The following is a 13,799-nucleotide window of genomic DNA, read 5'->3' on the forward strand; positions in this document are numbered from 1 at the left end:
GAGACAAAGCATGCCTAAGTCGTATCCTGAAGCAGCCGGATCAACGGGGTCCGGAGCAAAACATGCAGATGATCGGTGGTGGCATCAATTGATGGCCGTCAAACCCGAAGAGTGGCGACCACTGCTGTGGTCTTCCAGCTATTTCTTTGCCCTGCTCTGCAGCTATTACATCATCCGGCCGATGCGTGATGAAATGGGAATCGCCGGCGGTGTGGAAAACCTGCAGTGGATGTTCAGTGGCACCTTTATGGTGATGCTGGCGGCGGTGCCACTATTCGGATGGTTGACCCGAAGTTTTGCACCACGCCGTTTTCTGCCCTATGTTTATTGGTTTTTTATCGTAAACCTGCTTCTCTTTTTCTTTCTCTTTCAATCCGCTTTCGCTCACGTCTATGTTGCGCGGGCCTTTTTTATCTGGGCAAGCGTTTTTAATCTTTTCATCGTTTCCGTCTTTTGGAGTTTCATGGCGAACATCTATTCCAATGCCCAGGCCAAACGGCTGTTCGGAGTGATAGCCGCGGGCGGTACCGCCGGCGCCTTGGCCGGACCTGCATTGACTGTTACGCTGGTGGGGCCGTTGGGACCGAATAACCTGCTGTTGATTTCCGTGGTTTTCCTGATCTGGGCGATCGTCTGTATTCAACGGCTGACCGCCTGGCGATCGTCTACCAGCGCCGCAGATGATCCTGACCGGATAACCGAGACCTCCCGCCCGTTGGGAGGCAGTATACTGGCAGGGGTGCGGCTGGTCTGGCGTTCACCATACCTGATCGGTATCTGTATCTTAATGCTGCTGTTTACTACACTGGCCACTTTTCTCTATTTCCAGCAGGCGCATATTATCCAGAATATAGAAGATCCAGCCCGACGCACCGCTCTGTTTGCCGCCATGGATTTTGCGGTCAATGCCCTGACCCTGGTCATCCAGATTTTTCTGACCGCCCGAATAGTTGAAAAATTCGGCCTCGGTTGGTCCCTGGCTTTGATCCCCCTCGTGCTTGTTGCCGGCTTTCTGCTGCTGGGCATAATCCCTGCTTTATGGGTCGTTGTCACCGTGCAGGTCCTGCGCCGCGCCGGCAACTACGCCATCATGCGTCCAGGCCGAGAAATGCTTTACGTGGTGCTTGACAAGGAAGAGAAATACAAGGCTAAAAACTTCATCGATACCGTGATTTACCGGGGCGGCGACGCCGCCAGCGCCTGGCTGTATACGGGGCTGCTGGCAATAGGTCTTTCCGCGGCGGGCATTGCCCTGGCGGCCGTGCCGCTGGCTGGCGTATGGGCCTGGATCTCATACCGACTGGGAAGACGTCAGGAACAGATAGCCACCGGTGGAACGCAGAGAAAATAAGGAGGTATTATTCATGAACATCTATTTTCCAATGATAAGCCGTCGAACATTCCTTCTGGGAACAGGAGTATTCATGGCCGCCATCACCTTGAGCCCCCGAAATATGTTGGGCGCCGGTCGTACACCTATTCAGCGTTCCATCCCGTCGTCAGGGGAACTTCTGCCGGTAATGGGCATGGGAACATGGAGAACTTTCGATGTCGGTGAGAACCCGGCCGCCAGAGAGCAACTGTCCGAAGTAATACAGGAGTTTTTCGACAACGGCGGCAGGATTATCGATTCTTCACCTATGTACGGCCGCTCCGAATCCGTGGTTGGAGATTTGCTCAAGACCACCGGGAATCAGAAAAAGGTTTTCGCCGCCACCAAGGTCTGGACCGACGGAAGGCGGAACGGCATCGTGCAGATGCAGCAATCAAAACATCGTCTCGGGGTCGATGTCGATCTAATGCAAATCCACAACCTGCGTGACTGGAAGACCCACCTGCCGGTGCTGCAGGAGTGGAAAAAGCAGGATCGGCTGCGCTACATCGGGATAACGACATCACATGGCCGCTACCATGAAGAACTTGAACAAATTTTAGCCACGGAAGATCTTGATTTTGTCCAGTTTACCTACAATATGGAAGATCGCCGGGCTGAAGAAAGGCTGTTTCCACTGGCAGCCGACAACGGCATCGCTACTCTGATCAACAGGCCCTTTCAGGGAGGTCACCTGTTTCGTAAAGCACAGGGTGCAACGCTTCCGGAGTGGAGCAGTGAAATCGGCTGTCGCACCTGGGGGCAATTTTTCCTGAAATTCATCATTGGCCATCCAGCGGTTACCTGTGTCATTCCCGCCACCTCAAAAGTTCATCATATGAAGGATAATATGGCAGCCGGTTTCGGCCATCTGCCGGATAAAGCGATCCGGGAACGGATGATCAGGCACTATGAATCCCTGTAAATCCTATTACCAGCTTTCACCTACTGCCGGAGAAGTTGCCGCAATCGATCCAGTAAAAGCCATGTCTTCACTGGCGATTCCACTCCGGCTTCCATCGGTATTTTGCCTGCTGGGAGGGAATTACAGGTATTTTTTGACTAAGGTCAAGGAAGTGAATCGAGATTAACTTCTATAATAAGGACAATCCGGGTCGACAGTTTCCCAGCATTTTTCCAAGAGGCAGGCATTTCGATAAATTATGATCGCCACACCCCTGACACTCCCATCCCTGCTCCTTCTTGCCGCATATGCCCTTCGCATCGGCAGTATAGGCGGAAGCCTTTTCTGGCTGATGACTGCCGGGCTGGCTCTGGCTCCACTTCCCTGGAAGAGCTGGGCATTGGCCGGCCTTCTTGGATTCGGCGTCTGGCAATGGGGGGACATCACCTATGCTTTGATCACCCAGCGCCTGACCCTTGATTTGCCATGGCTGCGTCTGGCGGCAATACTTGGAACGGTTGCTGTGCTCTGCCTGGTTGCCCTGCTTACCAACTGCCGCATGGCTCTGCGCAATACCGGTTTGACCGGCACTGCTCAGGCACTGGCCTTCCTGCTCACAGTGGCGGGTCTGGCTCTTGCCAGGCAAAAGACATCATTCGATATCATCCTGGCGGACCGTTTTTTCCCTGGAGGTGGCTGGGTTGCCATCTTCCTGTTGGGCTTTTACGCCGCCTGGGTTGCGGAGAAATTGCTGCAGCCCTGCAACTCGGCAAAATGGAGGCGTATCATCTGGACAGCCTTCTCGGTGATATTTTTCCTCCAGCTTTTTCTGGGGCTTCTCGGTTTCGAGCGGTTCTTGATGACCGGCAGCCTGCATCTCCCCATTCCTGCCCTGATAGCCGCCGGGCCATTATACCGCGGCGACGGCTTCTTTATGATTATCCTTTTTGCGGCGACACTGGTGCTGGTCGGTCCGGCCTGGTGCAGTCATTTGTGTTATTTCGGCGCCTGGGATAATCTGGCCGCCACGGGCAAGTATCGACCGGCAAAATTTCCCGAATGGACAAAAACCGTCAGATGGCTGATCTTCCTGATTGTTTGCGTCACGGCGATAATGCTGGGCAGGAGCGGGATACCGGTTTGGTTCGCTCTTTTACTTGCCACCGTCTTTGGTCTTGGCGGCATAGCCGTAATGTTTACACAGTCGCGAAAACAAGGCCATATGGCCCACTGCCTAATCTATTGCCCCATGGGACTGGTCGCCAATCTCTTGGGCAAAATAAATCCGTGGCGCATCCGTATTGATCGTCAATGCTGCAAGTGCAGCAAATGCTCGCGCTTCTGCCGCTACGGAGCTCTTACCACTGCAGATATCAACAGGGGCAGGGCCGGGCTCAACTGTTCTTTATGCGGGGATTGCATTTCCGGCTGTCCCCATGACCACCTGCACTATACGTTTCCCGGCTTAAGTAACAAAGTCTCCCGTTCGGGTTTTATTGTCGTCATTGTTTTTCTGCATACTTTATTTCTTGGTCTCTCCCGGCTGTAGCTGCAATTTTTTTCCTTGCCGATAACTCCGAAAATAAAAAAAAATAGCGGCTGATGTATGTAACAGGCACCAGCCAAATACCATATATGCTTATGTTTCTGAGTTTCACCGAATTTGCCTGTATCTCCGCTTCAACCATCATCCCTGGAACTCCTCATAAGAGTAATTAAGGTTGTCTCATGAGGTAAAGGAGATACTTCCTTGGAAACAACCTCATTAAGGAGGTCCAGTGATGGCTAGCAGGAAACCCGATGACCGAGAGCAAAAATTACAACGAAAAAGAGATCCTTATCTTGACCGGCGCTCAGGAGAGGATCGTAGACAGGTCTATTCGGTAGATTATTTTTTAAAGAATAACCCCGATCGTCGAAGCGGCAGAGAAAGACGGTCGCGAATCGAACGCCGCAAAGGCTGTATTCGTGTCGATGAGTGGGCTTCAGTTTGTCCCGACATAGAGGAAATTACCGATGATAAACCATATGTAATTGATTCGTTGAAGCGATAGCCGCCAGCCACAGCATCTAACCCAGTGTACGGAGTGGCCGTTTTTCAAGAGTAAGACAATAAAATGTTAACGATTGGGCAAAGACCCTGAATATTTTTTGATATGGTGTCTAAAGAGAGACAGGCTCCTAAATGCCGAGAGTTGACACCGTCTTTCAGGAGATGTATTTTGGCGGCATCTAATACTGGACATATGTTCAGATTATATTTTCTTTTACAGGTGCTCTATGACCCTAGCTTCGGCAATTACTCTGCTCTTCGTTCTCTTCTTCTTCATTATTGCCTGGTTCGGCTTGAGCTACATTCTCTCACCGAGGATGGAAAACCCTGACGCTATTGCCCGGCTGACCGGAAACTGCGGCGATACCATGGAAATCGCCCTGCAGATGTCAGATGGTAAGGTTATGAAGACGCATTACTGGACCGACGGATGCACCATGAGCAGGACCTGTATTGAATTTGCGGCCAGACTTGCCAGCGGCAAGTCTCTGAAGGAATTAAGAAATATCAACATGACCCACATCATTGACGATATCGGACAGGTACCCGAATCACATCTTCACTGTGCCCAGCTTGCAGAAACCGTACTGCAGAAAGCACTGTCGGATTATATGGCTGGACATGAAGACAAACCCGCCACTCAGGGCTAACCTGCCTGCTATCATGGAAGAGAAAGTGCAAGGCGGCACTATCCAGTTGCTCGACCTCCCTGATTCAAGGATTTAAAACATGCACGTCATGCCTGCATATAAGGATGTCTTACATTTCTGGTTTGAAGAGACAGAACACTCCCAATGGTGGACCAAGGACGAGGCTTTTGACAGCTTGATCCGTCATCGTTTTTCCGATGTTCATGGCAAAGCTGTCCGCTGTGAACTTTTCAGGTGGAGAGAAAATGGTGCGGGAAGACTTGCGGAAATTCTGGTGCTGGATCAGTTTTCCAGAAACATGTTCAGGGGAAAACCACAGGCCTTTGCCAATGATGCGCTGGCACTGGCCCTGGCGCAGGAGGCCATCTCGCGAGGAGTGGACCATAATTTATCACCGGTCAGAAAAGGTTTCCTCTATCTTCCCTTTATGCATAGCGAATCCCTGGAAATCCACAAGGTTGCCGAGAAGCTCTATAGAACTCAGGGACTGGAAGATAATCTGCACTGGGAAATAAAGCACAAAAACATTATCGAACGATTCGGCCGCTATCCTCACAGAAACGCTATCCTGGGCAGGCCGTCGACTCCGGAGGAAATTGTATTCCTGAAGCAGCCGGGCTCCTGCTTTTAGGCAAGGAATATTTCACGAATAAGGCACTCATGCTTTCCAGACAAAATTTATTACAAACAGCTGAACGCATCTGGGTTATCGGCGGCGGCAAGTTCGGCACACATGCCATGGAATCGCTGCGACGGAAGGTATATGGTGCCGATATCATTCTCGTTGATAAACAGCCTATCGGCGATTTCCCCGAAGGTGTGGAAAGTATCTGTGCCGATGGAATTGAATGGTTTGTGGAGCACTTTACCCCGACAGCCGATATCAGCAAGGTTATCCCCGCCCTGCCCCTGCATCTCGCTGCCGAGTGGCTGAAAAAAAGGCTTTTCCTGGACGGCTTTGCGGTGACTTCACCCACCCTGCCGGATGAACTGCTGCAACGCCTCCCGCACCCGCTCCGCTGCAGTCCCAATCAGGCGGTAATATCACATGCCGACTTCCTCTGTCCGCCAAACTGCCCGGAACCTGCAGGATTCTGCTTTTCCACCGGCTGCCCGCGCCCCCCCTCGCTCTACCATCTCATAGACACCTTGGACTGCGCACCTTTTACTGCCCTGAGCCTCAGAAGCCGACAGTTTGCCGCGGGTGTTGGGGGATTTTATCCAAGTGATCTGTGGAAGCTTTTGGAAAAGGTGAAGTCGCTGCCTGATACTCCACTGCTTATCGGTACCGCATGCAAATGTCACGGCGTCATCGACAGTCTTTATCTGGCCGGGCAATAAATTCTCCGAAATTACCTTAATGGCTTAAAGAGGTACTCCAGACCGTTGACCTTTATCTCGTAGACAATCTGCAGCAGTTTCCCAAGCCTACCCTCCGGGAAACCCTTACGGCTGAACCAGACAACATAGGGTTCCGGCAGATCGACCAGGAGAAGTCCTTTATATTTACCAAACGGCATGCGGCAGCGCGCCAATTCCAGCAGATCTGCGTGCTCCAGGTTTTCAGATGCCTGCTCCGCAGTGGGTTCGCCCGGCATCTTAGCAGCTCTATCTTTGCTCATAAACAGCCTGAAGAAACTGATTGAGGCCTTCGGGATCAAAAAAATCCGGATCATATCCCTCTAATGAGGGAACGTCAAAAACTTCTTTCAGACCTTCATTTGAACCGGCTAGATATTGCAGGAGTTCCTGGTACATAGGTACCCCTCCGATATCTTCCGGAGGACAGGCCCTGGCGCCTTCGACCACGACCGGATAGGGCTTGGCCTCACTTTCCGGGATGACCTTTTCCAACATGACAACATGCTCCCAGTTATCACCAAAATCGTAGACGTAAACAACTCCCTGAAGGAGCTCTTTCTCCAGATCGCTCAGTAAAGACCGGGATTCATCAAGAAGGGGCGTATCGAAATAATCATTGGTCTGCAGCGGGCCATAAAACTTGAAACCAGCCTGAAACTGATGCATATGGTAGTCCTGCCACCCCATGGTCAGTTGTATGAGCTCGTGCAGTCCGGCAAGGGACATAGAACAGGGAACCTGAAGGCGCCGCCAGATTTGCGGTTTGGCATAGGACAAAATTATTTCGAGTTGATAACTTCCCCCCCCTCTCTTTTGTACTTTTACAGGCTGTTCCCTTTTTTTGCCGTGCCTCGGAAAGTCGACCTTGATCACCTTGCCTTCCTTAGCAGCTCGAGCTTCTCCTTTTTTGCCGCCTCGAGGTGGAAGACCGCAGCAATCGCTGAACTTCTTGCCGCTGCCGCAGGGGCACTGAGCGTTTTTGCCAACCCGGCTGGAAGGCAGCTTGAAAGGCGATGACGATGAACGGATTTTTTCAATGCGCCTTTTTTCCAGATTACCGGCATGGTTTTGAATCGTTTCAACGGAAAGTCCCAGCGCCTGCAGCATGAGCAACTGAATCCGGGCAACTTTCTCAAGATCGCTGCCGGAGAGATTGACTCCTATTTTACTGAGCTCTTCATCGGGAAGGTAATCAAACATATCAACCGCATCTTCCGGATAGACGATACCTTCAAGGATAACCAGGCTGTTCAGCAGATGATCATGCTCTTCTTCGCCGAGTCCCTGCTGCTCCTCCCAGCACTCCGGCCGCAGGGTTAATGCCTCTTCAAAACCGGAAGCCCAGTCGAAGATATGTGCGAAATCGCTTTCTTGAAGATTCTCCATGTCGAAGGGCATAATCAGCTCACCTTTGTGAAAGGCAGCGATATGCTTGTTGAGTACGGTAAAAATAACACCAGTCAACTCCCGCGCCTGATCTTCGCTTTCGTACTCAGGCATTTCTTCGTTAAAGATCAGCGGCAGCCACTCTCCTGGTTCAATAGCATCGGGGGTAATGGCTATACCATAGAGAAAACCGCGCAGTTCATAATAGCCCAGCACCACTTCAGGCACTGGTGAAAGCGATAGCAGTTTCTTGAGCGCCTTTTCTTCTTTTTCTGTAACAAGAGGTTTCATTGGACCGAAATATAATATTGATCAGGTACCTTGCTGTAGAGAAATTTTTAGAAATACTATCTACCACTTTTAACACCAGGAATCTCATCTGTAACCAAGAAAATTAGTGCTTTACTCCTGAAAAACAGCCGCTAAGAGCAGAAGTACAAAAAAACATTCAAATTCGTGAATCCGCCTCTACATCCAAAGTTACCCTTGAGGGATACTGCAAAGAGTCCAGCTCAGAAGGCTTAAGTACATTCACTTTTATCCGACCCCGATCGTTCAAGGCAACAGACTGGATGAATAAAATTTCCTGATTACCCCTAATCCTCAGCTCAAGGTCGGGACTGCTCTTTTCACGGGTCTCTGCAGCCCGGACGGCTGCAGCGAAGCCCCCAGGGTTTATGGCGTCCCGATGAAAAGAGCAGTCCCGGCCTGGGCCAGAAAATACTGAGTTTCAGGGGTAATCAGATAAAATTTTAAAAGTCACGATTATGCAGAAATGATCCTGCTCAAAATAACAAAGGGGGAACCATGTCATGGTTCCCCCTTTTAGAATACTCACCCGGCAGCCTGGGATAATTAAACTGCAACGTACCTCTGGAATATCTCGTTAAGCAGTTTTTATTTCTATCTTCCGGGGCTTTGCTTTCTCAGATTTGGGAAGATGCAGTTCCAGGACTCCCTCCTTCAACTCTGCATTAACCCGTTCCACGTCAATAGTCTGCGGTACTGAAAATATTCTGCGATACTCGAGTTCCCCAAATTCCTCCCAGCCGACCGCGCCGGATTTTTCAAGCTTGCGGCTTCCAACTATGGCAAGCCTGCCGTTGTCAACATTTATGCTGATGTCGTCTCTTTCTATACCGGGCATATCGGCGTACAAAAGAATTTCTTCTTCGTTTTCAAAGATATCGACGGCCGGAGCCACTGTCGGCAAATCGCTTTTTCTCTCAGGCATGGACTCTTCTCTTTTGGTAATTTCTTTTTCACTCATATCGTTACCTCCATTGCGTCTGCGTTTTAGGGCCTACTATTAAAGGATATTCTGTTTACCGAATATTGATTTGCTTCGGTTTGGCAGCTTCCGCTTTCGGCAGCGAGAGAGTCAGCAGACCGTTTTTCAGTGAGGCTTCAACTTTTTCAGCATCGACGTCGGATGGAATGGTAAAACTGCGTGTAAATGTTGTCAGCGGACGTTCGCTCCTATGGACCTTGTACCCCTCGGGTCCGTCCGCCTTGCGACTGCCGCTTACTTCCAGATAATTTCCCTGAATTTTGATGTCGATATCATCTTTGGTCATCCCAGGGACTTCCGCCATGACGACAAACTTATCGCCATTGTCGTACAGGTTGGTCCGGGGTGTTCCCGCTGCTACTGTTCCCCAGCCGTAATCATCTCCATAGGATCTGTCGAAATCGGAGAACAATCTGTTCATCCGCGAGCGAAGCAGATCCATGTTGCCAAACATTCTGTCAAAATCATTGATACTTGTCCACATAACTGTTCCTCCTTCAACACAATGTATTTACGGTTTGGCGGATTCGCCGAGAGGCACTCAACAAAATACCAGATGAAGATTCCGCTCCACGAATGCGTCATATCTTTTGATCAAGATGGTAACTACAAAATTCCTCATGTCAATATCCTGCAAATTCCTTTTTATTATTTTTTATCTACATTACTATCTAACTCATTATTGACAAAGTAATGAATAAGTGCTATTTTCACAAAGAATAAAGGAGAACGCTATGGTGCAAAAAAAACCGCCATCCCTCAATAAAACGCTGGATCTTACAGTGGATGATCTGATAGGCAAACAGTCTGTCAGAGCTACTTTTAAACTGCCTCAAGAGGTCATAGATCTCCTAGGTGTGATGTCTGGCCAATTGGGCATTAACAAAAAAACGCTTTTTGACCAGCTCATAGAAAACACATCCATTTTACGTAAGATTGCTCAAGAGGCGAAAAACTATCGACCCGACAGGGCCGGGTGGCGCCAAAAGACATTTGTGATAAGCAGGAATTCCCTGGATTTGCTCAACTCTATTTCCAGGCAGGAACATGTTTCCCGAAACCTGCTAGTGGAGATATCAATACAACGCCTCCTGCCGGTTGCTAAAACCGAGCTTGACAAGCATAACAACCGTAAAGAATTACAGAAAGAAATGGCGGAGTATCTTATGCAGGGGAATAACCTTCTACGAAAATCGGCACAGCTGCTCGGCAAGGACGACAAGCTTCACGGAATGATAAAGGAGCAGATAGCCATCGCCAGAAAAAATCTTTCAGAGATAGAAATAATGATAGAGAAAGGAATGGTTATGGAGGACTGGTGATGATGTTAACCGATAAAACAAAGCTCAGGTCCACCAAAGGCGGGTGGTAGTCGTGATCGCGAATTTTGAAGGAGGTTCTGTTATGTCTAAGAACTACTACGTTATCCTGGGTATACCATCCGACTCATCCCTGAGTGATATCAAATCCGCCTTCAGAAGGCTCGCCAAGGAATTTCATCCGGACTATTTCGGTAAAACCGAGTCCCCATTTCCTGCTATCCAGGAGGCGTATTCGGTATTAAGCGATCCTGAACGGCGCAGAAAATACGATAATTCTCTTGATACAAACCGGGTTCAGACCGAAAGGAAGCAATTCAACAAACCTTCTCGAACCTACGGCGGCGAGGTTGAACCACTCATTCCCGAAGGAAACAGAACTGAACCACTGCGGAGATCCTCGGTCGCTGCTTTCCGGTCTCTGCGTCCCGAATCCGATTCTCTCATTGATCGATTCTTTCATACCGCGTCAGAGAGGCGGCGTTATGGAAGAAACACGAAAAGACACAGGGAATTTTTGGTCACACTTTCAGAAGAGCAGGTAAGGCGAGGTGGACAGCTCCGCCTTCACGTTCCCTCACAAGTGCGATGCCCCGAGTGTGGCGGCAGCGGCAGCATGGGCTTTTACGAATGCCGCCGATGTTTTGGCAGCGGAACTCTTCAGGGTGAAATTCCACTTCTGCTGAATTATCCTGCCCATATTGCCGACAACCACTCCGTCCGGCTCACGCTTAATCGCTACGGCATAGCTGATCTTGGAATTACAGTCAGATTCAAGACGGAAGGCTCATCCGGAGACTGAAGGCAAAAACCGGAACCTTAATCCAATCGAATATGCGTAGTTAGGCTCGGAGTTACAGCAGATCGGAAACCCTTCGGGTTCACCAGAACGGGTTCGGCAAATCTCTCCAGCTGACTGATCATATCAGCTTAACCAAAGACTCGACGACGGACCGTCAACCCCAAGAAAAAAGAAAGAATCCCTGGACAGCTTGTCAACCAGCCAGAGAAGCATCATAAATAATCCCGATTCTTGGTGTTAGCACTTTAAACATTATGTCATATAGTTTCATCCAGCTGATTTCCCACTGTCCTTTCCGGCATAAGTTGTTTAGAAAATTTTGCCGGAAACCATCTCACGGTGGTGTGCTTTTAACAGGCGACGCTACTCTGATAAAAATAGGAAAATTATGTACCTTAGCTATTACAACCTAAGACATAAACCATTCCAGATAAGCACCGACCCCGGTTTTCTCTGGCTCGGTGAAAAGCACATGGAAGCACTATCGACCCTGCGCTATGGGGTGTTGGACAATAAGGGATTCCTGCTGCTCACAGGCGATGTCGGGACAGGAAAAACAACCCTTATCAATGCACTTCTAAAAACATTGAAAGGCGATGTCCTCGTTGCTACCATACGTGATCCTGACCTAAAACCTTTAGACTTCTTTCAATATACTGCCCACGTTTTTGGACTCCAGAAAGAGATTACCAGCAAAGGCTCCTTTCTCATTCATTTCGAAAAATTTCTCTACCAGGCTCATGAACGAAAAAAGAAGGTTTTGCTGATAATAGATGAAGCACAAAGGATCAATCAAAGGCTGCTGGAGGAGATCCGGCTTCTCTCCAATATTGAAAAAAATGAAAGCAAGCTGCTTAATATTTTTTTCGTCGGCCAGATAGAATTCAATGACATACTGCTGCGTCCCATAAATCGGCCTATCAGGCAAAGAATAACGATTAACTACAATATTGAGGCGCTTTCGGCAGAGGAGACCAAACACTACATAAAACACCGCCTGTCTATTGCCAGCAAGGGCACCTCCGCAGAATCTCGCGACTCAGCCAGAAAGTCCGGCCCGGAAACCGCTCAAGCAAGGCAGAATACCTCTCCTCCCGCTTTTGAAAACGCATTGTTCACGGATGGAGCTATCAGAGAAATCCACCTGTTCTCAAACGGGTATCCACGATTGATAAATATAATTTGTGACCGCTGCCTCCTTACATGCTATGTCGAAGAATCGAAAATTGTCTTGCCGCGGCATGTCAAAGAGTGTTCAAAAGAACTGGAAATTCCATATTTTGGCCCTAGAAAAACAAGAAAAAACGATTCAAATTCAACTCAAAAAATCTCGTCCACCCGCTCCCGGGAAAAAAATCGGCAGGCTGTTTTAGAACAAACAGATCAAACCAACGCTGCCACAGTACAGCCAATCACAGAGTTGGCTATCCCTGATGGAAATTCAAAAATGGATGGTGCCTCCCATCAAAAGGTGAAAAAGGCGCCGCCTCAAAAGAATGGTTCTGAAAGCAAGAGAGGTAGTTTGACAAAAAGACTGGTTCTGGGAGCAGCTTTTTCCATACTGATTATCCTTTTCTATCTTAGCTTTTTCGAGAATTCCATCCCTATAACCCGCATCACCAACAGCATCAAGTCCAGTTCCACCATGAAGAATGCCGTCGAGATCGTGTCATCTATATTCGATGATGCCAGAATTAGCGAAAGAGGCAGCCAAATTGCCGGAGCAGACAATTCCGATTTTGTCGGAAAGACCATGCAGGAGAATCCACCGTCTCAGGACAAAAGCGAAGTTGTAGCTGCAGCCTCCTCGCAATCGGCGCCAGAAACCAATGAAACAGTGGAAGCATCAACCCCAGCAACTGTTTTAGGAAAGCTTATCATGCCTTTCTCCAGTACGGCCACCCTTCCTCCGCCTACATCTCTGGCCAACCTTGATATGCTTGTTGAATCGATCCTATCCGACCAAGCCTACGAGGTCGTTATTACAGGCTATACCGACAATCTTGAGGATGAAAAACTCAATCAGGAACTTTCGTTGGCAAAAGCGAATGCAGTAAAGATATATTTGATAAGCCGCGGATTGGAAGAGTCAAAAGTTGAAACTCGAGCGCGTGGCTCTCAATCTCCCATAGCCCCTAACACCACGACTTCGGGAAGGGACGCAAACCACAGGGTAGAGGTCGAATTTCGCCGGCCTGCGGGATCAAGCCCTTGATGACAATATTAGGATTACCCTGAAAAACCGAATTACTTTTCCGCTTTTCCGGATACTTCCTCTGAGGAAAACAAATAAACTCCTAATTTATAACATTATAAGCTACAATAAGAGCACGAACTCTATTCCTTTTTGACTCCTTTTTCTTCCGGACTTCCGAACTTTTTTTGTATTGATGGGTTTCAGATAGGCAACTGAAACTTTAGCGGCATTTGCGATACCCCAAATTTTTCTGTCCATTTCTTCCGGAATTACCAGTTTCAGGGTGATAACACCACATCCATTTTTTCCCTGTGATATTCAGAACAAGGTACAATTTCTTATACCTTTGTATTTTCAGGTCCAAAAATTGCAACCTCAAGTTAAATGACGAAAAACAAAATATACACCAGCGGAAATTGGCCGAACTTGACAAGGAAGTAGGCAGTCGATCGGCCGGTCAGAA

At 48.8% G+C, this 13,799-nt stretch carries 14 protein-coding genes; 10 read left to right on the forward strand and 4 right to left on the reverse strand.

Going from position 1 to position 13,799, the window contains the following annotated elements; translation table 11 throughout:
* Window positions 1-10 precede the first annotated feature (10 nt).
* The 7 genes from JWG88_RS15655 (at window position 11) to JWG88_RS15685 (ending at window position 6,320) form a co-directional block, all read left to right on the forward strand.
* Window positions 11-1,351, forward strand: a complete 1,341-nt coding sequence (locus tag JWG88_RS15655) for an NTP/NDP exchange transporter (protein WP_205234725.1) — start codon at window positions 11-13, stop codon at window positions 1,349-1,351.
* A gap of 13 nt (window positions 1,352-1,364) precedes the next feature.
* Window positions 1,365-2,297, forward strand: a complete 933-nt coding sequence (locus JWG88_RS15660; protein WP_205234726.1) for an aldo/keto reductase — start codon at window positions 1,365-1,367, stop codon at window positions 2,295-2,297.
* Between the two features lie 238 nt (window positions 2,298-2,535).
* Window positions 2,536-3,825, forward strand: coding sequence for a 4Fe-4S binding protein (locus tag JWG88_RS15665; RefSeq protein WP_205234727.1), 1,290 nt, complete (start codon window positions 2,536-2,538; stop codon window positions 3,823-3,825).
* A gap of 232 nt (window positions 3,826-4,057) precedes the next feature.
* Window positions 4,058-4,330 (forward strand): hypothetical protein, encoded by a 273-nt coding sequence (locus JWG88_RS15670; RefSeq protein ID WP_205234728.1) that lies wholly within the window; start codon window positions 4,058-4,060, stop codon window positions 4,328-4,330.
* 226 nt (window positions 4,331-4,556) lie between these two features.
* The gene (locus JWG88_RS15675; protein WP_205234729.1) at window positions 4,557-4,979 is read left to right on the forward strand and encodes an iron-sulfur cluster assembly scaffold protein; all 423 of its coding nucleotides are present in this window, start codon (window positions 4,557-4,559) and stop codon (window positions 4,977-4,979) included.
* Between the two features lie 79 nt (window positions 4,980-5,058).
* Window positions 5,059-5,610, forward strand: a complete 552-nt coding sequence (locus JWG88_RS15680; protein ID WP_205234730.1) for a DUF924 family protein — start codon at window positions 5,059-5,061, stop codon at window positions 5,608-5,610.
* 29 nt (window positions 5,611-5,639) lie between these two features.
* Window positions 5,640-6,320, forward strand: a complete 681-nt coding sequence (locus JWG88_RS15685; protein WP_205234731.1) for a potassium transporter — start codon at window positions 5,640-5,642, stop codon at window positions 6,318-6,320.
* A gap of 11 nt (window positions 6,321-6,331) precedes the next feature.
* Here the strand turns inward: JWG88_RS15685 and JWG88_RS15690 are convergent, their stop codons facing one another.
* From JWG88_RS15690 to JWG88_RS15705, 4 genes are all read right to left on the reverse strand, one after another.
* A complete protein-coding gene (locus tag JWG88_RS15690) occupies window positions 6,332-6,577 on the reverse strand; it encodes a DUF3820 family protein (RefSeq protein WP_205234816.1) in 246 nt (81 codons plus the stop codon).
* A gap of 10 nt (window positions 6,578-6,587) precedes the next feature.
* Window positions 6,588-8,018 carry a UPF0149 family protein gene (locus JWG88_RS15695; RefSeq protein ID WP_205234732.1) on the reverse strand — a complete coding sequence of 477 codons (1,431 nt, stop codon included), beginning with the start codon at window positions 8,016-8,018 and terminating at the stop codon, window positions 6,588-6,590.
* Between the two features lie 595 nt (window positions 8,019-8,613).
* Window positions 8,614-8,997: an Hsp20/alpha crystallin family protein gene (locus tag JWG88_RS15700; protein ID WP_205234733.1), complete on the reverse strand. Its 384-nt coding sequence runs from the start codon at window positions 8,995-8,997 to the stop codon at window positions 8,614-8,616.
* A 55-nt stretch (window positions 8,998-9,052) separates the two neighbouring features.
* Window positions 9,053-9,502 carry an Hsp20/alpha crystallin family protein gene (locus JWG88_RS15705; protein ID WP_205234734.1) on the reverse strand — a complete coding sequence of 150 codons (450 nt, stop codon included), beginning with the start codon at window positions 9,500-9,502 and terminating at the stop codon, window positions 9,053-9,055.
* A 250-nt stretch (window positions 9,503-9,752) separates the two neighbouring features.
* Here JWG88_RS15705 and JWG88_RS15710 point away from each other — a divergent pair, with 250 nt between their 5' ends.
* From JWG88_RS15710 to JWG88_RS15720, 3 genes are all read left to right on the forward strand, one after another.
* Window positions 9,753-10,340 (forward strand): hypothetical protein, encoded by a 588-nt coding sequence (locus JWG88_RS15710; protein WP_205234735.1) that lies wholly within the window; start codon window positions 9,753-9,755, stop codon window positions 10,338-10,340.
* An 82-nt stretch (window positions 10,341-10,422) separates the two neighbouring features.
* Window positions 10,423-11,139, forward strand: a complete 717-nt coding sequence (locus JWG88_RS15715; protein WP_205234736.1) for a DnaJ domain-containing protein — start codon at window positions 10,423-10,425, stop codon at window positions 11,137-11,139.
* Window positions 11,140-11,611: 472 nt separating this feature from the next.
* Window positions 11,612-13,354 (forward strand): AAA family ATPase, encoded by a 1,743-nt coding sequence (locus JWG88_RS15720; protein ID WP_240194503.1) that lies wholly within the window; start codon window positions 11,612-11,614, stop codon window positions 13,352-13,354.
* Window positions 13,355-13,799 lie beyond the last annotated feature (445 nt).

The sequence above is a fragment of the Desulfopila inferna genome (assembly GCF_016919005.1).
Lineage (GTDB): Bacteria > Desulfobacterota > Desulfobulbia > Desulfobulbales > Desulfocapsaceae > Desulfopila_A > Desulfopila_A inferna.